Origin of the sequence: Parafrankia sp. FMc2 (assembly GCF_041008525.1) — a bacterium.
Classification (GTDB): Bacteria; Actinomycetota; Actinomycetes; order Frankiales; family Frankiaceae; genus Parafrankia.
In genome coordinates, this window is the sequence record NZ_JBFLUG010000005.1 from 115,584 (window position 1) to 136,470 (window position 20,887).

General features: G+C 69.0%; 28 protein-coding genes. 13 read left to right on the forward strand and 15 right to left on the reverse strand.

What is annotated here, in order from left to right; translation table 11 throughout:
* Positions 1-17: 17 nt before the first annotated feature.
* Both AB1460_RS03680 and AB1460_RS03685 read right to left on the reverse strand, forming a co-directional pair.
* A complete protein-coding gene (locus AB1460_RS03680) occupies positions 18-449 on the reverse strand; it encodes a PaaI family thioesterase (RefSeq protein ID WP_368959136.1) in 432 nt (143 codons plus the stop codon).
* A 259-nt stretch (positions 450-708) separates the two neighbouring features.
* The gene (locus AB1460_RS03685) at positions 709-1,149 is read right to left on the reverse strand and encodes a MazG-like family protein (protein ID WP_368959137.1); all 441 of its coding nucleotides are present in this window, start codon (positions 1,147-1,149) and stop codon (positions 709-711) included.
* Positions 1,150-1,212: 63 nt separating this feature from the next.
* Between AB1460_RS03685 and AB1460_RS03690 the strand changes: the two genes are divergently transcribed.
* On the forward strand, positions 1,213-1,623 hold the full coding sequence (locus AB1460_RS03690) for a hypothetical protein (protein WP_368959138.1): 411 nt from the start codon (positions 1,213-1,215) through the stop codon (positions 1,621-1,623).
* Here the strand turns inward: AB1460_RS03690 and AB1460_RS03695 are convergent.
* The 5 genes from AB1460_RS03695 to AB1460_RS03715 form a co-directional block, all read right to left on the reverse strand.
* Complete coding sequence (locus AB1460_RS03695) at positions 1,607-3,004, reverse strand: lamin tail domain-containing protein (RefSeq protein ID WP_368959139.1); 1,398 nt, start codon at positions 3,002-3,004, stop codon at positions 1,607-1,609. The two genes, AB1460_RS03690 and AB1460_RS03695, sit on opposite strands and share 17 nt — an antisense overlap.
* Before the next feature lie 169 nt (positions 3,005-3,173).
* Positions 3,174-3,530 (reverse strand): DUF6204 family protein, encoded by a 357-nt coding sequence (locus tag AB1460_RS03700; RefSeq protein ID WP_368959140.1) that lies wholly within the window; start codon positions 3,528-3,530, stop codon positions 3,174-3,176.
* 49 nt (positions 3,531-3,579) lie between these two features.
* A complete protein-coding gene (locus AB1460_RS03705; RefSeq protein WP_368959141.1) occupies positions 3,580-4,440 on the reverse strand; it encodes a TIGR03620 family F420-dependent LLM class oxidoreductase in 861 nt (286 codons plus the stop codon).
* Positions 4,441-4,519: 79 nt separating this feature from the next.
* Positions 4,520-5,053 carry a hypothetical protein gene (locus AB1460_RS03710; protein WP_368959142.1) on the reverse strand — a complete coding sequence of 178 codons (534 nt, stop codon included), beginning with the start codon at positions 5,051-5,053 and terminating at the stop codon, positions 4,520-4,522.
* 1 nt (position 5,054) lies between these two features.
* Entirely contained in the window at positions 5,055-5,732 is a 678-nt protein-coding gene (locus tag AB1460_RS03715) for a Clp protease N-terminal domain-containing protein (protein ID WP_368959143.1), read from the reverse strand.
* 124 nt (positions 5,733-5,856) lie between these two features.
* Between AB1460_RS03715 and AB1460_RS03720 the strand changes: the two genes are divergently transcribed.
* From AB1460_RS03720 to AB1460_RS03730, 3 genes are all read left to right on the forward strand, one after another.
* The gene (locus tag AB1460_RS03720; protein WP_368959144.1) at positions 5,857-6,054 is read left to right on the forward strand and encodes a hypothetical protein; all 198 of its coding nucleotides are present in this window, start codon (positions 5,857-5,859) and stop codon (positions 6,052-6,054) included.
* A 126-nt stretch (positions 6,055-6,180) separates the two neighbouring features.
* Positions 6,181-6,525, forward strand: coding sequence for a PadR family transcriptional regulator (locus AB1460_RS03725; protein ID WP_368959145.1), 345 nt, complete (start codon positions 6,181-6,183; stop codon positions 6,523-6,525).
* A complete protein-coding gene (locus AB1460_RS03730) occupies positions 6,522-7,637 on the forward strand; it encodes a hypothetical protein (RefSeq protein WP_368959146.1) in 1,116 nt (371 codons plus the stop codon). The genes AB1460_RS03725 and AB1460_RS03730 overlap by 4 nt, the downstream gene beginning before the upstream one ends.
* On the opposite strand, the gene lnt is transcribed toward AB1460_RS03730, so the two are convergent.
* Positions 7,566-9,317 carry an apolipoprotein N-acyltransferase gene (lnt, locus tag AB1460_RS03735; RefSeq protein ID WP_368959147.1) on the reverse strand — a complete coding sequence of 584 codons (1,752 nt, stop codon included), beginning with the start codon at positions 9,315-9,317 and terminating at the stop codon, positions 7,566-7,568. The two genes, AB1460_RS03730 and lnt, sit on opposite strands and share 72 nt — an antisense overlap.
* Positions 9,318-9,649: 332 nt before the next feature.
* Between lnt and AB1460_RS03740 the strand changes: the two genes are divergently transcribed.
* Positions 9,650-10,291 (forward strand): CatB-related O-acetyltransferase, encoded by a 642-nt coding sequence (locus AB1460_RS03740; RefSeq protein WP_368959148.1) that lies wholly within the window; start codon positions 9,650-9,652, stop codon positions 10,289-10,291.
* A gap of 124 nt (positions 10,292-10,415) precedes the next feature.
* Here the strand turns inward: AB1460_RS03740 and AB1460_RS03745 are convergent, their stop codons facing one another.
* A complete protein-coding gene (locus tag AB1460_RS03745; RefSeq protein WP_368959149.1) occupies positions 10,416-11,141 on the reverse strand; it encodes a hypothetical protein in 726 nt (241 codons plus the stop codon).
* A 211-nt stretch (positions 11,142-11,352) separates the two neighbouring features.
* Here AB1460_RS03745 and AB1460_RS03750 point away from each other — a divergent pair, with 211 nt between their 5' ends.
* From AB1460_RS03750 to AB1460_RS03775, 6 genes are all read left to right on the forward strand, one after another.
* Entirely contained in the window at positions 11,353-11,808 is a 456-nt protein-coding gene (locus AB1460_RS03750; protein WP_368959150.1) for a hypothetical protein, read from the forward strand.
* A gap of 226 nt (positions 11,809-12,034) precedes the next feature.
* The gene (locus AB1460_RS03755; RefSeq protein WP_368959151.1) at positions 12,035-12,268 is read left to right on the forward strand and encodes a hypothetical protein; all 234 of its coding nucleotides are present in this window, start codon (positions 12,035-12,037) and stop codon (positions 12,266-12,268) included.
* The gene (locus AB1460_RS03760) at positions 12,255-12,557 is read left to right on the forward strand and encodes a hypothetical protein (protein ID WP_368959152.1); all 303 of its coding nucleotides are present in this window, start codon (positions 12,255-12,257) and stop codon (positions 12,555-12,557) included. The genes AB1460_RS03755 and AB1460_RS03760 overlap by 14 nt, the downstream gene beginning before the upstream one ends.
* 295 nt (positions 12,558-12,852) lie before the next feature.
* Positions 12,853-13,980, forward strand: coding sequence for a serine/threonine-protein kinase (locus AB1460_RS03765; protein WP_368959153.1), 1,128 nt, complete (start codon positions 12,853-12,855; stop codon positions 13,978-13,980).
* Between the two features lie 22 nt (positions 13,981-14,002).
* Positions 14,003-14,386 carry a WD40 repeat domain-containing protein gene (locus tag AB1460_RS03770; RefSeq protein ID WP_368959154.1) on the forward strand — a complete coding sequence of 128 codons (384 nt, stop codon included), beginning with the start codon at positions 14,003-14,005 and terminating at the stop codon, positions 14,384-14,386.
* 42 nt (positions 14,387-14,428) lie between these two features.
* Positions 14,429-15,040, forward strand: coding sequence for a DUF4291 domain-containing protein (locus AB1460_RS03775; protein ID WP_368959155.1), 612 nt, complete (start codon positions 14,429-14,431; stop codon positions 15,038-15,040).
* Between the two features lie 190 nt (positions 15,041-15,230).
* Here the strand turns inward: AB1460_RS03775 and AB1460_RS03780 are convergent, their stop codons facing one another.
* From AB1460_RS03780 to AB1460_RS03790, 3 genes are read right to left on the reverse strand one after another with little or no spacing between them, the layout of a single operon-like run.
* Positions 15,231-15,500 (reverse strand): phosphopantetheine-binding protein, encoded by a 270-nt coding sequence (locus AB1460_RS03780; protein WP_368959156.1) that lies wholly within the window; start codon positions 15,498-15,500, stop codon positions 15,231-15,233.
* 41 nt (positions 15,501-15,541) lie between these two features.
* Positions 15,542-17,266, reverse strand: coding sequence for a pyridoxal-dependent decarboxylase (locus tag AB1460_RS03785; protein WP_368959157.1), 1,725 nt, complete (start codon positions 17,264-17,266; stop codon positions 15,542-15,544).
* Positions 17,267-17,289: 23 nt separating this feature from the next.
* Positions 17,290-17,964 (reverse strand): GNAT family N-acetyltransferase, encoded by a 675-nt coding sequence (locus tag AB1460_RS03790; protein ID WP_368959158.1) that lies wholly within the window; start codon positions 17,962-17,964, stop codon positions 17,290-17,292.
* 606 nt (positions 17,965-18,570) lie between these two features.
* Here AB1460_RS03790 and AB1460_RS03795 point away from each other — a divergent pair.
* Together AB1460_RS03795 and AB1460_RS03800 are read left to right on the forward strand one after the other, a co-directional pair.
* The gene (locus AB1460_RS03795) at positions 18,571-19,326 is read left to right on the forward strand and encodes an AfsR/SARP family transcriptional regulator (RefSeq protein WP_368959159.1); all 756 of its coding nucleotides are present in this window, start codon (positions 18,571-18,573) and stop codon (positions 19,324-19,326) included.
* Positions 19,327-19,596: 270 nt separating this feature from the next.
* On the forward strand, positions 19,597-19,917 hold the full coding sequence (locus AB1460_RS03800) for a hypothetical protein (protein WP_368959160.1): 321 nt from the start codon (positions 19,597-19,599) through the stop codon (positions 19,915-19,917).
* A gap of 148 nt (positions 19,918-20,065) precedes the next feature.
* On the opposite strand, the gene AB1460_RS03805 is transcribed toward AB1460_RS03800, so the two are convergent.
* The 3 genes from AB1460_RS03805 to AB1460_RS03815 form a co-directional block, all read right to left on the reverse strand.
* Entirely contained in the window at positions 20,066-20,344 is a 279-nt protein-coding gene (locus tag AB1460_RS03805) for a ribbon-helix-helix protein, CopG family (protein ID WP_368959161.1), read from the reverse strand.
* Between the two features lie 64 nt (positions 20,345-20,408).
* Positions 20,409-20,567 carry a hypothetical protein gene (locus AB1460_RS03810; RefSeq protein WP_420497184.1) on the reverse strand — a complete coding sequence of 53 codons (159 nt, stop codon included), beginning with the start codon at positions 20,565-20,567 and terminating at the stop codon, positions 20,409-20,411.
* Positions 20,568-20,703: 136 nt separating this feature from the next.
* The coding region (locus AB1460_RS03815; RefSeq protein ID WP_368959162.1) for a hypothetical protein at positions 20,704-20,887 on the reverse strand (184 nt) is incomplete at its 5' end.

The following is a 20,887-nucleotide window of genomic DNA, read 5'->3' on the forward strand; positions in this document are numbered from 1 at the left end:
GCCGGAGCCGGGCCGGATCAGGGTTCCATGACGAGGCAGGTGGTGCTGGCCGTGGCCACGACGCGGCCGTTCACGTCCCGGACATCACCTTCGGCAAACGCGGCCCGGCGACCGGGCCGCACAATCCATCCGTGCGCGGTCAGGGTGTTCGCCCGGCCGGGGATGACACTGACGGGGCGCACATAACTGACCTTGAGCTCCAGGGAGGTGTAGGCGACCCCGGCAGCCAGCGTGGTGTGCACCGCGCAGGCGGTGACGGTGTCCAGCAGAGTGCAGACGAGCCCGCCGTGCACAACGCCGATCGGGTTGTACGCGGACTCGTCCGGCTCGCAGGTGAAGACCACGTCACCGACCTCGACCGAGACCGGGCGGAAGTCGAACACCTGGGAGATGGGCGGTGGCGGAACCGTCCCGGCCACCATGCCGCGCAGGAAATCCAGGCCGGACATTCCCATACCCAGCGCAGCGGTGGCGGCAGGGTCGTCCCAGCTGATGGTTTTCTGCCGCCGGGCAGCGGTGCGCTGTTCCCCGATCCCTCCGGGGGGAGACGTTTCCGCTGACGCTCCGCCGTGCCCCGGCCCGGTGGGCTGCGGCTCGACGGGTACGCGCGTTTCCGGGGTTGGCGATGGCATGGTCCGGAGCCTAACCCGGGCTGGCGGGCCATTCGAACGGATGCGGACGTCCGTCGGCACCCGCCCGCACGGACAGTCAGTCGGCCGCGGCTCCGGCGCCGGATGCGGCGCCACCCGGTGCCCTGGCGCCCGTCCCGCCGCCACCCGGCGCGCCGCCGTCGACGGCGGCGATCAGCCGGGACGTCCTGGCGGTCACGTGGGCGGCGAAGCGGTCAGCCCAGTCATCGGTCACGGAGGCAGCGGCGACCAGTGCGGACAGTGCGACGTCCAACAGTTCGTCCACCAGATGCTGCTCGGAGGAGAACCCCTTGCGCGGGTTCTGGCCCCGCAGCCCGATCAGCGCCGCGCTCGCCTCGCCGCACTCCTCCGCCACCTTGACCACCCGCAGCGCCAGCGCCTCGTCGGGCCCGATCGACCGCCGGCCGTCGTTCACGTCGAGCGCGCGCACGGCGGCGTCGATCGCGGCGACAGGCAGCGGGGCGCCCGGCCTCGCCGGGCTGCTCGGGGGGATGTCCACCGCCCCGACGGTACCGGCCCGGGCAGACCCGCCCGCCGCACCGCGACGAGCAAGAATGGGACCATGCGCCTGGGCATCGCCCATCACTTCGGCTGGGCCGTGGCGGTCGCGGCCGGTGCCGACCTCCGGGTCGCCGACCGCAGACGGATCAAGCTGATCGAACCCGGCGTCGCGACCGCACCGATCCACCACGAGGGCAAGGCCCTCGACGACGCCGCCGCCGCGGCCCTGGTCGAGCACGCCCGGGCATCGGCTCGTCGGGCGACGGCGACGGCGGCGGCGCTGGACGAACTCGCCGCCGCTCTGCCCGAACCGGTCGTGTCGATCTCGCTCCGGGCCTGGCCGGCGGACTTCCCCACCGACATCGCCGTCCAGCGCCGGGCTCCGTACGAGAGCCAGGCCGATTCGGTCATGTACCGCCAGGTGCTGACGGAACTCGCCCGCGCCCGACTGACGGTCAGCCTGAGCAGGTGACGGCGCCCCGCCGCAGGGCGTGGCTGGCGTCGTTGCTGTCATCGGACCAGACGACCGGCTTGCGGCCCGCCGAGCAGGTCTCCGCCGGCGCGATGGCGAACCCCTCGTTGTTGTAGTTCGACATGCCGGTCGGACGCGCGTACACCGCGGTGGCGGCGAACCGGCCCTGGGCGTTGACATCCAGCGTCGCGGTGCGGCCCTGGCAGGTGTCGTCGCAGGCCGCCCACAGGTGGCCGGTCGCCGGCTCGAACTCCAGGTCCATGACGCCCGCGAGACCGCTGGTGATCGTGGCGATCCGGGTGTAGCCGCCGCCGGCCTGGTCGAGCGCGTAGGCGTAGACGGTCCCGTTGGCCTCCAACCCGACGAAGTACAGGCCGCTGCCGTGACCCGGGTACGCGGCCGGGGTGTAGACGGCTCCGGCATGCTCGTCGTGGAAGCCGTGTGCGGTGAGGTAGGAGTCCGGGATCCACGAGATGGCCTCGAGCCCGCTGTTGGCCGCCACCGCGGGCAGATCGGCGGTGAGGTTCCACTCCGCGGTCGCGTTCAGCGAGGTCGCCGTGGAGGCGATGTCGTAGCGAAGCACCTTCAGCAGGCTGGTGCTGTCGCTGCTGTTGTTTCGCTCGGTGGCGACCAGCGCGCCGTCCGGGGTGATGACGACACCTTCCGCGTCGGGGTCGCCGGACCCGTTCGCGTAACGCAGGGTCTTCCCGCTCCCCCAGCCGCCGGACGTGTCAGGGGCCCAGTTCGTGCCACTCGGGACGAGACGGTAGAGGCGCCCGGCGCCGTTCTTCACCGCCCAGAGAACACTGGAGTTCTGGAAGGACAGCCCACTCAGGTTGGTTCCGAAAACGTTCGTGCCGTCCGCGACGGCCACGGCTGAATCGCCGGGCCAGGCGGTGACCGGAACCGGGCAGGAGTTCGCCGCGCCGCGGGTCGGCACCGTCGTCGTGGCGAAGGCTCCGGTGCCGTCCGGGCACCGCCCGTAGGTCGTCGACGCATGCGACGTCCACGAATAGGAGTCCACCAGCGACGTGCCGCCGGCCTGGTACAGACGCACCGAGTCCGAACTGCCGAGGCCGAACTCCGGGTCGACATCGAGGACCACCCGGCCGCCGGGCACGAGCGACGTCCCCGACGCGACCGTGAAAGCATGCGAGTTGTCGTTGTCCTTCACGACCCAGTCGGAAATACTCACCGACGTCCCGCCGGTGTTCACGAGTTCCACCCAGTCACCGGGCGAACCCCCGCTCGACTCGACCTCGTTGATCCGGATGCTGGCCGGGCCGTCCGCCGAGGCCGGCAGGACAGACAGGCCGAGCGAGACAAAGGCCAGGAAAACAGCGACGGTCAGTCGCGTTCTTCCACGGGAGGATCCGGACACGCAGCCACTCCTTCGCGCGGGGCAGACAGCAGGAGAAAGCACACTGTGCTCACTGCCGAAAGCCTCCCGCGCCCCGCGGACCGGAGCCTGAACCCGCGGCCAACACGACCCGCAGTCTGGATGACCACGCGTCACGGCGACGCAGGGTCGGCCCGTCAGGTTCGGCCCGTCAGGCCCGCTGGTTGCGACGCTGCTCGCGACGAGCCCGGGCGCCAGGCGGCGTCTGCGGGACCTCGTCGGCGCGGCTCGTCAGGTGCTTGTGGCGGTAGCCGCGCTCGTCCAGCCACGCCAGCACGCGGGTCTCACCCCGCGCTGCCACCGCGGCCGCTTCAGCGTCGGCGGTTATCTCGAACCGGAAGGTGAAGAACGGCCGGGCGTCGATCTCGTAGGTGAGGGTGCCTTCGGGGGTGAAGGCGGCGCACAACGGTTCATGCTCCGCGGCGTGCGCCGCCAGGTCGGCACGCTGCTCTGCCGTGAGATCGGCGAAGGCGCCGCGGACGATGACTCGGAAGGTTCGGGCGCTCACTGGCCCCACGGAACCATCCCAACGCGTTCCTGTCCACGGAATTTCGGGGTCAGGACAGCAGGGCCTCAGCATATCGGCGCAACAACCCACCGAAAGGACCGGAACCCGCGTCGCCACCGGCGTCACCGGTGATACGCAGGACAACCTGGTCAGCTCCGGCAGCGTGGTACTCGCGGACGCGGGCGACAATGGAGTCGACGTCTCCCCAGGCGGTCACCGCGTCGAGAAACCTCGGTGCAAGGCCGTCGATCTCCGGCTCCGTGAATCCCATGCGGAGGAAACTGCGCCGGTAGCCAGGTGTGGTGACGAAGAACCGCAGGCTCTCCGCTGCCGTCGCCCGCGCGCTGTCCGGATCGGCCTCGGGAATCACCGCCACCAGCACCGCCAGCGCCGGGCCTGCACCGAGAGTCGCCCGTGCCTGCCTCACGTAATCCGGAGTGACCAGGTAGGGGTAGGCGCCGGACGCCCGCTCACGGGCCAGTGTGAGGACGGCCGGACCGAGCGCGGCAAGAACCCGCGAGGACGCGGGCACGATTCCAGCACTGGTTCCGGCCTCACGCCCGTCCAGGATGTCGAGATAGGCGTTGAGGGTCCGCAACGGCCGGGGCCCGTGCGCGCCGCCGAGACCGACCACGAACCGGCCGGGGAACGACTCCTCGAGCTCCGCGTAGGTACGCGCCACCTCGGCCGCCGGCACCACGTCCACCGGGATGATGCCGCTGGCCACCTGGATCTGCCCCGTCGCCCGCACGACCCGGTCGATGACGGGCAGGTTGTTGCCCTGGCCACCCGCCAGCCACACCGTCGAGTAGCCGGCCGCCTCCGCCTCCCGCGCGAGATCGACCTCCGCGCCGGGAAGGCCCGGTGCGAGCCCGGAGGCCGCGATGCCGATGGGTCCGAGAGTCACCACGCTCCGCACAACCGGCAGCCGTCCGTCCGTGTTCCCCGCCATCGGCCCACAGGGCGCGGCCGTCACGTCCGTCGATCTGTCAGCGAGGCGAAGCGGCCTCGAAAGCAGCCTTCAGCTGTTCGCGACACGCTCGCCGAACGATGCTCCTCAGCTGTTCTGTGGCTCGACCCCAGTCGGCATCCCATTCCTCCTCGAGGAGGTACAACGAGCCCAGAGGCGGACTCGTCACGGACTCGTCAAACCAGGGATCAGCGATCTCATAGACCTTGCCGACCAGCCATCGCTCGGTAGCAAGACCGTCAGCCATCAGCCGGGCAGCCGCGGTGAAGGCCGTCATCGCGGCCGCCCGGCGGCAGGAGCACTCCGCTGCCCCGATGTCAATATGCAGCGGGCCGCATTCGAGCAGCGCCGCTTCGACGAGATCGCGAACGCTGGCAGGATCCTTCCCACTGAGCCCGGCGAGTTCGGTGAGAGCCTCACCCCCGTAGCCAGCGGCAAGCCAGTGCGCGGCCCAGAACGGAACCCGCTCCGTCGGCAGGTCTCCGAGAATCAGCCATGCCGCGACCAGATCCGGGGACGGGACTGCTGCGCCAAGATCGATCATCGGATCCATCTCAGCTGGCCCCGCCCTGCTTCACCTCAGCGAGAAGCTCATGGAGGTCAATTCCCTCCTCCGCATGCACCCGGCACCGGGTGTTCTCCACGTCCCCTGGGAAGTAGTTGAAGGCCCACCGCCATTCGGACCCGGGCGGATGACGTTCGCGCAGCAGAGCGAGGAACGGTTCGACGAGCCCGACGACGTCGATGTGGTGCTGGCCGCGCCAGGGATGGTGCTGGGGCGCCCCGGCCTCAGGGACCCGTGCGCCCCGTCGCCGGAGTTCCGCGACGATCGCCTCCGCCGAGGTACCGAGGTCTACGAGCAGCCCGCCGACGAGGTTCGCATCCGCGTAGAGCACGGCGAGAAGCCAGTGCTCAAGTTCGGTCTCCTGGTGACCCCACGCGAACGCCAGGCCTTCCGCCCGCCCCTTGACCTCATGCGCGCTGGGGCCGAGGTACAGCACTCCACCTCTGTCGCGCCCCGCCTGCTCCGGGAAGTATCCGAGCTGCTCGGACCGCATCCGGACACGCTCGGCGAGAACGGCGCGGATGCGCTCAGGAGTGACGCCGAGCTCAGCCAACACATCGCGGACCCCGGAGGCCTCGGCCGCGAGGGTCAGCAGAATATCGACTCCGTCGACGGAACTGCCACCGAGCTGCTGGACCTGTGTAAACGCATGCTGAATGACGGTCACGGATGTCCGGTCCATAGAAGCACGCTACCGTATTTTCGTTCTTCTATCTGTTCGCGAGTTCGTCGATCCACCCGCTGTCCTTGCATCCATCTGTCCCTGTATCGCGAAGGGCTCCGGTCTGCCGATGGCGACTCTGATCCGCGCCCTCGACTCCGGCATCAGGAAGGAGTACAGCGTCTTTCGCCTGGTCGGTCTGGACGACGTCGCGATCATGGTCGGTTCGTCGGAACGCACCGAGCCGCGGCACACCCTGCACCCGGCCGACTTCCCGACCAACGCCGGTCAGGCGTCACCGGGAATGGCGCTGCGCACCTGGCTGTGACCGGACCCCCGGGAACTGGGCGCCACCCCGGCCGGCGCGCTGCGGACCGAGCTCGCATGCGGGGCCCGGGATGCCCTCAGCCGCACCGGCACCGGCATATATCGATCGTCGGTATATGCTGGTGAAGTGGGTATCGAGGACATCCGCGAGCCGACCTTCCTGGTCCTCGCGGCACTCGCTGACGGGGCCAAACACGGGTACGCGGTGATTCGGGAGGTCAAGGCCATCTCCGACAGCCGGGTGACGCTGCGGGCGGGCACCCTCTACGCCGCTCTCGGCCGGCTGGCCGACCAGGGGCTGGTGCGCCAGAGCGGCGAGGAGGTGGTCGACGGGCGGCTCCGGCGCTACTACGACCTCACCGACGCCGGCGTCGAGGTTCTTGCCGCGCAGGCCGCCCGCCTGCGACAGAACGCCGCCGAGGCCGACCGCCGACTTCGCACACGGGCTCGTCCAGTGCAGGCACCGGCATGACGGCCCCGCGGCTCGAGATCGTCTACCGCCGCCTGCTGAGGTGCTACCCACCCAGGTGGCAGCAGCAGCACGCGGACGAGGTCGTCGCCACGCTCCTGGACGTCGCCGACGCGGAGGGACGCACCAGACCGAGTCCCGGCGAAGCCGCGAACCTGCTCGCCCATGGCCTCGCCGCCAGGTTCGGCGCCTCGCTGGGCCTGCTGCCCGAAACGGTACGGAACCGCGTCGCGGCCCTGGCGTTCGCTTCCGTCGCCACACTCTCCTGCACCCTTTTCGTCGTGGCCGAGGTGCTGCCCGGGCCGTTGCCGGTCGACAGGGGTTACCGGCGGGACGGGTCTGGTCTGAGCTTCGGCCCGTTCGTCACCATGGGCGCGGCCCTCTATCCCCTGCCGGTCCTCGCCTTCGTCGCGGCCGCGGCGAAGGCCCGCCGCGTCGCCCGCGCCATGCTGGGGCTCACCTGCCTCGCGGTCCTCACGATTCTTGTGGTGCCGCTGGCCACTCCTTCGATGGACGCCGAACGGCCGCAGTTGTATCTGCTCGTCGTGCTGGGCCTGCTGGCAGTGCTGGCGGCGGGCGGATACTCGGCGGGAGTTTCCCGCCGCGACCTGTTCGGCGCCGTGGCGCTACACGGCCTGCTCCTCGCGGGTGCGACAGCTCTCAGCGTGTCGTTGTTCCGCCGGGCCCACCCCGGTGCCCACTGGAACTGGCCTCTTCACGCCTATCGTGGCTACGGCGGCCTGCTCGACACCGTCGAGATGATCGTGCCGGCCGTCGTCGCTGTCGGGGCTCTCCTCGCGACCGCGGCCAGCGTGCGGCGACCCGGCTGGATCGTGGCAGTCTTCGCCATCAGCGGAATCTGGTCGCTTCTCCCGATCGCGGATTCGATCCGCTACGGCCGCTGGTCCTGGGAGAACACCTACGCCGGGCTCGGATTCCTGTTCGTCTTCGGGCTCATCGCCCTGGCGGCGGTCGTCGATCTCTTCCGCGCGGCCGGGCTGAAGGTCGTGCGGACCTCGGATCTGCCGCACAACACTTCTGGCTCACCGGCCCGGGCCGAGCCGAACACCTTCACCACGAGGTCGACGCTGCCGGGCCCGCCGCCAGCACCGTAAAGCCCTGGCCTCGTCACTCGAACAACGCGATCGGTACCGGCGGAGTGCCCGCACCGCGGCACCGAGTGCGACGGCCGCGACGACGGCGAGCGAGCCGCGCGGTACCCAGTCGCCGAGGCAGCCGTACAGGGTGCGGGTCGCACCGGCCAGCGGCAGGTCGACGACGTAGGCGCCGCGCTCGTCCGTGCCCAGGCGGAACAGCTGCCGGCCCGAGGCGTCGAAGGCAGTGGACACGCCGGTCAGCGTGGCGTGCAGGACGGGCCGCCCCGACTCCACCGCCCGCAGCGCAGCCAGGCTCGCATGCTGGTCGGGTGCCCAGCTGTCCTGGAATGTCGAGGTGGCCGACTGGACGACGATCACATCCGCGCCGTCGTTCGCCAGATGGCGGGCCAGGTCCGGGAAGGCCGACTCGAAGCAGACCAACGGACCGAGCCGGACCGTCCTGCCGTTCAGTTCCCCTGCGTCGAGCACGGTGAGCCGGTCACCCCTGCGGCGGTTCTCGGCGGCCGCCTCGGTCACTGCGGTCAGCCAGCCGAGGACGGGACGCAGCGGGATGTACTCCCCGAAGGGCACCAGCCGCATCTTGTCGTACCGCCCGCGCGGGCCGTCCGGGCCGACCAGTACCGCCGACTTGTAGATCCCCCCGCCCCCGTCGTCGGGGCTGGCGTCCTCGCCGGCACGACGCGCGTCGGTGTTGACCAGGATCTGGACACCGAGCGCACGGGACAGCTCCTCGATCTGGCGCAGCCGTGCCTGATCATCGACGAGGTCGAACCCGACGCTGCTCTCCCCCCACACGACCAGGTCGACTCCGGCGCCGGCCAGGGTCCTGGTGGCCCCCACACCGTCGGTGAACCGCGCGTCGGCACCGTGGACGACGCCTGGCTGGACGACGCCGACAGTAAGCGTGCCGGTGGTGGTCGGGGTGGGGATGGCCGCCGCGCATGCCACCATCGTGGTGACGAGGAGGCCGGCGGCGAGCGCGGGGCCGGCCCGCCGCCAGTCCCGGGACGGTCCCCGCCGCGGCGACCGCGCGCCTGGCATGACCGCGGCGGCCACCAGCAGGTTGACGGCGGCGAGCAGGAAGCTCAGCAGCCATGCCCCGCCGACGGCGGCCAGCGGCAGGACCGGTCGGGCATTCCACTGGCTGGCACCGAGCAGCGCCCAGGGCCCGCCAAAGCCCTCCCACGACCGGACGAACTCGCCGACCACCCAGACAGACGGGACGACCAGCACCCAGCCGAGACGGCACACCCCGGGCAGGCGGGGGGGCAGTCGCGGGCGCAGCGCCGTCCAGACCAGGACGCCCCACGGCATCCAGGTGGCGCCGAGCGCCAAACCGAGGACGACGAGAAACGGACCGGTGGTGGGCGCCAGCCAGTAACAGGTCGCCACAAAGAACCCGGTGCCGCTGCACCAGGCACGGATCGCGGCCTCCCGCCAGCCGACAGCTGCCACGATCACCAGGGTTGCCGGCACCAGTCCGACGAGACCGACCGGCCACGCCGACGGCACGGGGAACGCCACCGCGGGCACCGCCCCGAACAACGCGGACAGCACCCGGTACCGCCACCTGGCCCGCCGGGTCGGCACCAGCCACGCATGCTCGCCCGCGCCGCCGCGGGCTGCCTGGTCAGGAGCCGCGCCGACGGGCACGGGGCGGCCGGTGCCGTTGGCCATATCTCGATGATGCTGCCTGGTCCGGCGACGTGCGCCCGCAGAAGCCGTCCGGCCCTCCCTCGCCGCACGATGTGAGTTCGGCTTGCCTGACGGCATCAGCTGGCCTCACCACGGCCGACTCCCCCACCCTCCACCACTGGCTGACCCACGCCAGTGGGAGCGTCAGCGTGCCGGCCCGGCGGCGCATCGGCCCGGCGGCCCATCAGCCCGGCGGCGCATCAGCCCGGCGGCGCACCAGCCGGTCCCCGGGACGTCCGCGGCGCCGTGGTTGGGTCTCACCATGGCTGATCGTCGCCGCCTGGGCGTTGCGACCTGATGGGAGGTGGTTCGTGATGGTGGACGTCCCCGCCGATCCAACCGTGGTACACCCGGTACCCGGGCAGCCGCGGGTGGTGCTGCTGAAACCGCTGTGCACCTCCCCGCTGATCGAGGTCGGCGAGTTCACCTACTACGACGACCCCGACAACCCGACAGCGTTCGAGACCCGCAACGTGCTCTACCACTACGGACCGGAGAAGCTGGTCATCGGCCGGTTCTGCGCACTGGGCGCGGGCGTGCGCTTCATCATGAACGGCGCGAACCACCGCCTGGACGGCCCGTCGACCTTCCCGTTCCCGATCATGGGCGGATCCTGGGCCGACCACTTCGACCTCATCACCGGTCTGCCCGGCCGCGGCGACACCGTGGTCGGCAACGACGTCTGGTTCGGGTACCGCGCCCTGGTGATGCCCGGCGTCCGCATCGGCCACGGCGCGATCATCGGATCCGGCTCGGTCGTCGTGGACGACGTCCCCGACTACGGCGTGGTCGGCGGCAACCCGGCACGACTCCTCCGCCTCCGCCACAGCGAGGCGGACGTCACCCGTCTCCTGGCACTGGCCTGGTGGGACTGGCCGATCGAGCACATCACCCGCCACATCCGCACGATCATGGCTGGCACCATCGACGACCTCGAGGCCGCGGCCCCTGGCTGAGATCGGGTCACCGCCAGTTCCTCTCGCCAGCGAGAGCCGCTCAGGATCTTCGGTTGGATGCGCCGGCCCTTCCGAGCCAGGCGAGCCAGTGAGTGGATCGGCGTTGACGGACGCATCAGGATGGTCAGGAGAAAACAACACCAACCAGAATATGGATCACGAGCAGCACGACAAGGCCAAGAACAATTTCTCTTCGATGTGCCCGAACACAGGGCAACCTGACGTTGGGGATCCTCCTCCTGATCTCCCGGATCTTCGTGCGCCCGGGGGGTTGAAAGACCGGGATGCCGAGATAATGCAGGACTCGACACAGGTGATCGACATCAAGGAGGGTGGTACTTACACAGGGCGCGGGCGCCGCCGAGTACCGAGGGAGAACCAGACGTTTCCGCGTCCGCATGATGGTTCCGGTGTCGACTATAACGGCACTCGCGACGTCCACCCAGGGTACCCTGACCTCCTTGGCACGCCAGCTGATGTGGACGAAGTTCTCGTCGTTGACGATAACGCGTTCGTTGAGAAACTTTCTCCACGCCAGAAGAATCGCGAGAAGAAAAGTGCCGCCGGCCACAGCCAGCTCGATTTTCACACCGAAGCCAGGAACGGGGAACACCTGGGTGACAGAAAACAGAAGCAGCCACAAGAAGCCGTAGCGGTGGACGAGCTCCTTGAAACTCTCACTCCTGGGTCTGAGCTCGAGTACCTCGCCGAGCGAATGGCGCTGCGGTCGCGACCTGAGGGGCGCCTCCGCGGGCCAGCCCTCGTAAGGTGACGACGTTGGCGGCAGCTGAGGTGTTGGGGGAATTCTCCTCCGCGCCCGCGGACCTTCGTCGTTCGCCGCGCGACTCATGCCACATCTCCCGCCACAGACCCCCGCATGCATACCGGACCACCGGAGTCTCATCGTGGCAGAAGTACTCCAGGCAGGTTCCGGAGGACCGGCCGGGGTGACCAGACCCGTGAACTGAACTCAGGTGGCCTGCACCCCCGACGGGCTGACTGGATGACGACCCCAGGTCAGCCACCCACGCTCACACGATTGGCGCCGGTACCGTCGATCAGTGGACAGGATCGAGTTCCGGCTGGAGACCGAGCCGTTTCCGACCGGCGAGGCGCTGGCGGTCTGCCCGTACGTGAACGGCGTCGGCCTCAGGGAACTCGCCCGTGCCGTCGAGCTGTCGTCCGCCGAGGCCGACGGCCAGCCCGACCTCGCCGGCAGCTACGCCGGTCTTCGCGACCCGGGTATCCGCTGGCCCAGCCGTCACTTCCTCGGCGAGCCGGCCGTGACATGGTTCGGAGACGGCGACACCGTCCTGCTGGGCTGCGTCTGCGGTGACGCCGGCTGCTGGCCGTTGACAGCGCGCGTCAACGTCACCGACGACGCCGTCACCTGGCGCGACTTCCGAACCGGCCACCGCGGCTGGGACCTCGGCGACCTCGGCCCGTTCCGTTTCGACGCGCTCGCCTACAGGAGCGCTCTCCGGAGCACTCGACAGGAAGCTGCTGACACGACATGACGTTTCCCATGGCCGCCGATCACGGCCGGTTCCATCCCGGCGCCCGCCTGTTCGGCCGGTCCGTCGACGGGACGATGCGTGTTCTGCTCGAAGGCGGACCCGCCGCGGCCCAGAGGCACGCGAAACCGTCGATCGAGCCGAGGCATCGACCAGGACCTGGACGACATGGACGATCTCGCCGCGAGGTGGCGCTGCTGATGGGACGGACCGTCCTATGATGCGTAGCATGCCGAATCTGAGCGTGTCGGTTCGCGAGGCCACCCTGCAGGACGCCCGGACGCAGGCTGAAGCTGCCGGGCTCACCCTGTCGGCCTGGGTCGACAAGACCCTGACCGAGGCCGTCTGGACGGCCCGGTTCGCTCGGCAGCAGCAGCGCAACGCAGCGCTCGGCGTCACCTCCGAGGCCCTCGACGCCGAGTTCTCCCGCATGGAGGAGTTGCGCCGCCGTGCAGCAGGGTGAGGTCTGGGCACGCGCGGACGCGCCAGCCCACGCCCTGATCGTTTCAGCCGACCTGTACAACCGGGCGGGTACGGGCCGGGTCGTGATGTGCCCGGTCATCCCGGGTGAACCCCTGCCCCACGACGACTACGCCGCCGACGCCGGGATCACCACCCCGATCAGAGGCACGATCCTGCCCGAACTCGTCGCGTGGATACCGGTCTCCGGCCTGTCCCACCTGCTCGGCCCCATCCCCTCCGACGCGTGGCGGCGAGTCGACCAGATCCTGCGCCGGATCCTCGGGCACTGAGGCCAGCAAGCAGCGACGTCTTCGGTCAGGTGCGCGTGCTGGCACCCGCGTCGGACTGCTGTCGCACCTCCGCCCCTGCATACCGAGTCGCTGCGAGAAGTAAGAACTCTGGCTTTTCGGGCCGGCTGAGCGCCTCCCCTTTGCGGACCACACCGCCGGAGGCCGGCCTCGCGAGCAGCTGCTATCGATCTTCGACGGCCGGTAGCCATGGCGTCAGGGCGCGGGGAACTGCCGTTAGGATCACGCACGTGTCGGGGCACATGGATGGATGCGCGGCGGACGGCAGTGGATCTTGGTGGCGGTCCAGGACCGCATCGTGATCATTGATCGGGCGCAGGTGGCCGCAGCCCTTACTGGCTATGAGCTGGGTGGCCAGATGGGGGCGGGTGTGTTCGGGTTGGTGTTGGCTGGCTGGCACCGCGGCCTGCAGCACGAGGTTGCGATCAAGGTACTGGCCGCCGGGAGACATGACGGGACGGCCGCCGGTTTCGCTGCCGAGGCGGTGATCCTCGCTGGTCTGGATCATCCGCACATCGTTCGGGTGTATGACTACGTGGAGACCGACGATCTTCGCCTGATCGTCGTGGAAATGCTCAGCGGGGGGACTCTGACCCGCCACCAGGCGACCATGAGCCAACAGGGAGCATGCGCGGTCGGTCTGACGGTGGCCGGAGCCCTGTCCTGTGCGCACTCCCGGGGTGTCCTGCATCGCGACATCAAGCCCGGCAATATTTTGTTCGACTCCGCCGGTTTGTTGAAGGTGGCCGATTTCGGAATCGCGAAACTGTTGAACCGGGAGGCGGCCACCGCGAGTGCGGTGATCGGGACTCCGTTGTTCATGGCCCCCGAGCAGATCATGGGGGGCCGGTTGGGGCCGGCCACCGATCTGTATGCGCTGGGGGTGATGCTCTACCTGCTGCTGGCCGGCGCAGCACCGCTCGATCCGACCACGCCTACGCAGACGCCGTGGCGCAACTCCTCGCGCGACATCCCGCCGCCGGCCGGGGTACCCGAGCCGGTGGCGAAGGTAGTCCTGCGCGCACTCGCCGAGGTTCCGGAAGACCGGCCGGCATCCGCGCACGCGTTCGCGATTGACCTCGCCCGCGCGGCCGCCAGCGCCTACGGCCCGGGGTGGATTGCCTCGTCAGGCATATCGCTGCAGCTCAACGACGATGTCCGCGCCGCCGCCGAACCCCGAGCCCCGGCCACCCGGCGGCAAGCGCCGCTCCTTACCGACAGCGTGTCACTTCCGCAGCCGGCAGGCGACCGTGCACAGGACAGGTCGACGGGGAGAAACGCCGGCAGCCACAGGCGTCGCGCACGATCGCGTCCCCGACTGGCCGCGCCACCGCCTCGCCACCATCGCGGCGCTGCTCGTTCTCGCCGTCGGCGGCACCGTCTTCGCCTTCGCCGCAGCCTGTGACAAGAATGCATACCTCGCTCGCATGACTGGCCAAGCCGACTGGGTGACCTCGGTCGCGTACTCACCGAAGGGCGACGTACTCGCCAGCGCCAGCAAGGACGCCACGGTGCGGCTGTGGGACGTGACCCATCGAACCAAACCCCGCCTCCTCGGCCAGCCCCTCGCCGGCCATACCAACGCCGTCTGGCCGGTGGCCTTCTCACCGAACAATCGCATTCTGGCCAGCGGGAGCCGGGACAGTACGGTACTGCTGTGGGACGTGACCAACCCGTCCAACCCCGTTCCCCTCAGTCCACTCCCAACAGACGGCGTCGATTGGATCTGGTCGATAGGGTTCTCCCCGGACGGTCGCACCCTGGCCGCCGGAAGCAAGGACAAGGCAATACGACTGTGGGCGCTCCCTTAGAAATCGGTTGACGGATCTATTTTTCCGCTACACACTGAGTCAGTGCGAAAAGTAAAAGCTCTTTACACTGATGAGACTGTCACAGTCTACCAGGCCTACCCGGACAGGATCGCCGATCCAGCGCTCGATGCAGGCACATTCGTCCCTCCGTTCCGGCCCGGAAGAATGACCTGGATCAAACCGTCGTTCCTCTGGATGATGCACCGCTCCGGCTGGGCCACAAAAAAAGACCAGGAGCGGATTCTTGCCGTCAGTATCAAGCGTGAAGATTTTGTCTGGGCACTTTCTCAAGCGTGCCCGAGTTCGTTCGACAGGCGAGTTTTCAAAGATCACCAAGAATGGCGACTTGAACTGTCCAGCAGCCAGGTACGGATCCAGTGGGACCCCGATCGAGATCTTCATCTAAGGCCAACCGACTCCCGCGCCGTTCAGGTCGGTCTTGCGGCAGAAGCCAGCCAGCTCTATGTAAGGAATTGGATCAGAGAACTTCGCGACGTGACACCACTCGCACGCGAGGTGAGATCACTCGTACGAGAAGGTGATCTACTGGCCGCCCAAGCCCGACTCCCGGTGGAGCGCATTTTCCCTTTGGGCCCACACCTTGCCTCACGTATCGGTGCAACCGCAGCCGGACCGCAAACGGAAACAGAGTGAGCATGATCACCTGTGAGGCGAACTGTCCGGGCGGTCCCGGCGGCAGGAACGACAGCGAAGCCAGCTGGCCAGCCCCCCCGCCGGCCGGGCTGGTCCCGGAGGCGTCGGCTGACGCCTGGGCACCGTCCACGGCATATGGCCGAGGGTACCCAGGCGCCGGGCCGCCCCGACTCGGGACGGAGCCGTCAGATCAGCGCTCGGGAAGGTCCCGGGCACGCGCCCGCTCGAGCAGCGCACTGATGCCGTTCAGGGTCTGGAGATGCTCGCGATTCGTCGTGGTCAGGTCGATGGGAGATTCGGTGATCTCCTCCAGCAACTGCAAGAATTCCACCATGGTCAGCGAGTCGAGGACTCCTGTCTCCACGAGGTCCTGGTCCCAGGCGATCGCCTCCGTGGAGTCGGTGAACCGCCCGAGCAGCTCGGTCACCGGACGCATGATGTCGCTGTCAGCCTGTGTCACTGCCGTTCTCCCTGTTCTGCGAAGGATTTCTTTCGCGACAACTACGTGTTTGCGGGATCGGGTGGAAAGGCCCCGGGCGCGGCGAGGTCACGGATCAGCGCGTCTATCAGGTCCCGGGTCACGTGCGGCATGGCGTACAGGTGGGCGTACGGTCGCACCAGCCTGGCGACGCGCGTCGTCTCGCACGACAGCGAGTACCGAGTGACGATCAAGGTGCTGGGGCGGCGGAAACGAACCGCGAGGGAGAACGGGCTGCGGGCCACCCACAGGTCCCGCCCCGACTCCGCCTGGAGGTCCCGCAGCCGGTCATGGGCGTAGCGGGCGAGGCGGTCGCACTCGACAGCCGCCCGGATCTGGTCGTCGTAGGAGCGGCGGGCGAGATGATCCCACATGACGAGCGGTGAGAAACCGTTGCGCGATCCGCCGAACGTGGTGTCCGCGGAGCCGACGTACTCCGAGTCCGCCGGCGGGAGCATCTGCAGCCTGGTCCGGGTCATGTAGACGCCGCACGGCCAGGGCGTACCCATCCACTTGTGACCGCTGGTCGTGATCGAGTGGACCTGCGGAAGCCGGAAGTCGAACAGCGGCGGGGCCGCCGCCACCAGCCCGGCCTGGTGGGCCATCTGCAGGTAGGGCGCGTACCCGGCGCCGAGGGCACCGTCCACGTGCAGCCAGTAGCCGGTCCGGACGTCTGTGGGGCCGGGCCCGCCGTGGTCGACGTCGCGTTCGTCGAGGCCGTGTTCCGCGCAGATGTCGTGCACCATCCGGGCGACGGACGCGACGTCGTCGTAGGCGCCCTTGAACGCCGAGCCGTAGTTCAGGTTGACGATGACGGGGAATCCGCGGGCGGCGAAGAACCGCACGATCACCGCGAGCCGGTCGACGTCGATCGTGCCGTCTCCCTCTCCCTCTCCGTCTCCGTCACCGTCACCGTCCCTTTTCCCGTCCGCGCTGCCGACCGAAGGCACCGCCGCCGGCCAGGGGGTTCCACGACCCAGCGGATTCTCGTCGGGAAAACGCCGCTCGCCGAGAGACCGCATGGTGTCGAGGCCCAGCAGCCGGGTCGCCTTCGTCACCGAGTAGTGCGTGTCCGCGGAGAAGAGGACGACCGGATGGAAGGAGTCGGAGCCCTGCTCGCGGTGGGCGGCGGCCAGCGTTCTCCGGGCGGTTCCCGGGGCGGACGGGCCCGGGGTCGGGGTCGGGTGCAGCAGCGGGCTTCCGGACAGGTACTCCCGTGCGTTCCACAGCGCGTACAGGTTCCCCTCGCTCGCGCCCATGGTCAGCGTGTAGCCCCAGTACGACTCGGGATCGTCGTCCCGATGCGGCCAGCGGGCGTTCCACAGGGACGCGAAGTAGTCGAGGACCGCCCGTTCGAGGATCTTGGTGTTGTGCGTGACCGAACCCGTCCGGTAGGGGTCACCCGCGTTGTTGACGGGCAGGTCCAGGTACGGCGCCAGCCGGTGCTGGTAGTCGAGGTCGCCGTTCAGCTGGAATCCCACCGAGTTCCGGCACTGCCGCTGCAGGTGGGCCCGTAGCAGGGACTCCGCCTCGGTGTACTGCTCCGCGGTGAGAGCACAGGCCGGCAGCTGGAACCCGGCGAAGGGAATCCCGGGGACGTTGTCGTAGGTCTCCCGGGGATCGCTGCTCGGGGGCGTCACCGTGGGTGTGCCGCCAAGCGTGTGCAGGCCGCTGAACGCCTTCTCCCAGGGGACGTCCGCCGGCCCGAACGGAATGTCGGTGGGAACGGTCCTCGCCTGCCCCGTCATATCTGCTCCTCCGCCTGACGAGGTCACGCTTGGGGGGCCGACGCGTCCCGCCAGAGCGGGTAGAGGGACGGGCCGCCGTCGGGCAGGATGATCTCGTCGCCGATCGGGCGCATGCCCATCCCCTGCCACAGGTCCCGGTTCTGCGGAGTGGAGGCCTCCGCGTAGATCCCGTGGCCGCCCAGGTGCTCCGTCCGCAGCAGCGTGTGCACGAGGAGGACCGCACTGCCACTGGCCCCCGGCCCGGGGCGGGTCGCGGAGAACATCACGTGGAAGTGCGGCGGCAGGTCCGTCGGGTAGTGCTCGTCCAGGGCTCGCATCAGGGCCACCGCGCGATCGCCGTGGGGTCCGCAGGCCGCGGCCAGGCGCTCGTCGAAGCGTGCCTGCTCGGCGTCGTCCAGCGCGGGTTCCCCGGGCGGGGACCAGACCGTCAGCGCCGCGTAACCCGGTGTGGAGCCGACAAGCCCCCGATGGTCAAGCAGCATCCCGGTGACGGTCCGGAAGAATCCCGCGAGCCACCGGTCACGCTCGGCGGACCCGCGCGGGATCGTCCAGTCGAGGATCGGATCGGCGGTGAAGGCGAGGGTGAGGGTCCGGGTCACAGCGTCCAGGTCCGGTGTGCCGCTCACCTCGAACTGAGTGCGCCGGCGCGCCGAGGTCGGGCCGCCTCCCGGGCTCGTTCCGGTGATCGATGTCGTCATCACGCCTCCTCCGGTGGGGTGCGCCGCATGGCGCGGGAGCTGTGTTCGCCTGGCCGGCGACGTCTCGACCGGCCGCTGCCCAGGGGCGGCGGCGTCCACGAGAAGAAGTCCCGGGCCGCGGCTGGAACCAACGATGCTTTCGTGCCCTGGCGGGACCCTGACCTGAGCCTGACAGGTGACCGCAAAGCACGCGGCGAATAGAATCGGAAGGTTGTGCACCATCCACACCCGATACCAGGCGAGGTTCCCCGGGGGGCCACAGAGAACGTCTTTGCCGCCGGGGCGCGGAATTCCGGCGACAGCCGGCCACCTGTTCACGAGTGGACGGACGGACCCGACCGGGCAGCCCGGCAAGAGGATCCCGGCGGCGGCCAGATATCCGGAGATCCGGAGATCCGTCTCGACCTTTTTGTGCACCGTGAGGAAACTAACAAGCCCGGAAAGGGTTTCCGGGAGATGGCATGGGTGCACGCGCACCGTCTTATGCTGACCACGTGGCGGCCGGGTGTTGTGCGGTGCGGACGACAGCGGTACGGAGTGGTCGACGATGCGCCAGGGGGCCGGTGCTTCCGTTTCGTGGATGTCGCGCGGCAGGAGAAGCCTGAGGTGAAGTTCAGGGTGCTCGGGTCCGTGGAGGTCGAGGTCGATGGCAGGGCACACCGGATTCCCGGGGCACGCCAGCGGCTGCTGCTGGCGACACTCCTGGTCAGCGGCCGACGTCCGGTGCCCGCCAAGCTGCTCCAGGCCGAGCTGTGGGGCGAGAACTCACCGCCGACCGTCGAGAACCTGCTGCATGTCACCGTCTCCCGGTTACGCAGGACGCTGAGGAAGATCGGCGGAGGGCGGCCTCCCGAGCTGCTCACCTGCGCGCTCGGCTACCTGCTCGACGTCGACACGGACGATCTCGACCTGACTGTGTTCCGCGCCGGTGTCGCCCGGGCTCGGGTCACGCGCCTCACCGACCCCGAGCGGGCTCACGCCATCCTGCAGGAATCGCTGGGGCTGTGGCGGGGGGCTCCGCTACAGAACATCACCGCCGGCCCGGTCTGCCGCGCCACCGTGCTGCAGCTTGAGGAGGAGTACCTGACCGCCGTCGAGGACGGTCTGCGGTTCAGCGTCGAGCACCGGGATCCGGCGTACGTCGTCGGCGAGCTGCGGCGGATGAGTTTCACGCACCCATGGCATGAACGTTTCATCGACCTGCTGATGATCTCGCTCTATCGATGCGGCCGGCAGGCGGAGGCCATCCTGACCTACCACGATGTACGTGAGCGGTTGTCCCGGGAGCTCGGAGTGGAGCCCTCCGCGCTGCTCCGGAACCGTTTGGAGGAGATCCTGAACCACGCGCCGTCGCTGGGCTGAGCCTCCTTTCGGTAACGATGTCCGATGCCGCATGGGACGGCGTACGCCCTACCTTGATCCCGGTATCAACGGGACCTTGCCCGACGTCGTCATCGAGCCAGCGGGGATGGACGGGTCGAACGTGCACGGGTCGCGACTTCCACCGACGTCCATGGTCGTCCGTCGACGTACGGGGTCGTGCCACGCCCGAGCGTGGCCACGTGCCGCCCGCAGCAACCCCTCCGAAGAGAAGCCAGTGCCAGCCCGCCACAGCTACGCAACGATGACCCAGTGAGCGACGGACCTGTCTTTGTCGACCCCTGGCTTGACCTCCGCGGAGATGGAGCCACCGGACGTCAACAGCGGGAAACGATCACCAGAGAGCTTCGCGGGGAGATCGCTGCTGACCATCCTCTTTACAGTCGACAGGCCAAGATTATTGCGCGGTCTCTCGCCTCGGACGACATCGTCGTCGAGTTGGCCGCCGACGCCGGCCGCTGGGCCCAGGTGCATCTGACCTGGAAAGGCGCCACCGAGACACCTCCCTGGCCTACCACGACCTTCTACGACACCATCGGGGCTCCCGAAGAGGACCTTCATCGGGCCCGCTGACTACCCAACTGCAAGATTCACATACTTTGTCCGTGGACGTCCGTGGGAGCATGGCTCGGGTTTCAGGATCTCGCCGCCGCCGACACACGAACGCCAGCCAGCGTGATCGACTGCGCGCATGATCGCCCCGCCCACGAGCTTCACGCCGTCAGGCGACGTCGAGCCAGGCACGGAGGGCTTGCCGGATCACCTCGCTGGCATTCGTGTGATCAGCAGCCGCACGAGTCGCCAAGGCCGCACGCAGCTCCGGATCAAGCCGCACCGGCACGACCTCGCCCGGCGCCGACCCGATCGGCCGCCGCCCACCCCGGCGTCGCAGAACCTCGACCTCATAGCCGGCCTCGGCCTCGTCAGCAAGCCGCGCCACGAGCTCGTCGGTTACCGGCACCCCACCTGACGTGGGGACATGCCCTGTTCCGTCTGTCATCTCACCCCTCCTTGTCACGGCAGGAGACCCCGGTACTTCGGACCCATACGCATCGCATGGGTGATCAGTTCGGTGCCATCGTCAAGGAGCAGGACGACGATCTCCAGAAGGTTGCCCGCCCGATCCGGACCCAGAGCCGAAGCTCCCACTGCGGGCTCTCGTCATCGAGCGAGTAGCCGACCAGGTACCCCGCCGCGGCGTGGATGATGTCCGCATCGGCCATACCGTGCTTACGCGCCGAACGGTGGATCTCCACATCCAATAGCGTAATACGAAACCTCGACCTACGGTCGGATCGCCACAGAGCGCTTCGGGACCGGACCGGCGCGCCCCGCCGAGTCCACCCGGAACGGATCCGATCAACCGGTCGCCAGCCGCGCCCGCCAGGACGCCGTTGACGCCGAGTCGACGTCCGCGGTCGTTGCTAATGGGGTCGCACCGATCCTGACCTGATGGGGTGGGTGTCCGGGCCGCCGGTGGTCGAGCACTCGTTGTTGCCGGCCCGCACGTTCGAGGTCTAGGTGTAGAACGTGCCGCCACCGG